General features: G+C 71.3%; 1 pseudogene. It reads right to left on the bottom strand.

Features of this window, described 5'->3' with window-relative positions:
• A pseudogene (locus NJ4_RS26200) lies at positions 1-519 on the bottom strand (ACP S-malonyltransferase); the annotation flags it as partial.

The raw sequence follows: 519 nt of genomic DNA, 5'->3' as shown, positions 1-519 counted from the left end.
TTGGCCGGGGGAGACCAGGTCGCCGTCCTCGACGAGCCACTCGACCACGGTGCCGCCGTGCGTCGCGGTGACCTCGACGCGGTCACGCAGGCTGGCGACCGCGCCGATGCGGGCGCGCTCGTCGAGCTCGACGGCGTCGGCCGCCTCGGCGTCGCGGTGGAAGGTGCCCTTGGACGGGCTGACCACCATGCGCCAGGTCGGGTTGGTGTCGATCTGGGAGGCCTCGCCGTGCTTCTCGCAGAACGCACGGGCGTCGTCGAGCTGGTCAGGAGTCTTGAGGGCGAACGTCTCGACGCCCTTCATCGCGCGCCGGGCGATGCCGGTCAGGGTGCCGGCCGGAGGCATCTCGAGGATGCCGGTGACACCGAGGTCGAGCATGGTGTCCATGCAGAGGTCCCAGCGCACGGGCTGGCTGATCTGCTTGACGATGCGGGCCAGCACCTGGCGACCGTCGTGGACGACCTGCCCGTCGGCGTTCGAGATCACCGCCGTCCGCGGGTCGTGGGTGGAGACCGACCG

It is taken from the genome of Nocardioides jensenii JCM 1364 = NBRC 14755, from assembly GCF_001552535.1.
Taxonomy (GTDB): domain Bacteria; phylum Actinomycetota; class Actinomycetes; order Propionibacteriales; family Nocardioidaceae; genus Nocardioides; species Nocardioides jensenii.
Note: the sequence above shows the minus strand (reverse complement) of the source record. Positions and strands in the feature narration are given on the sequence as shown.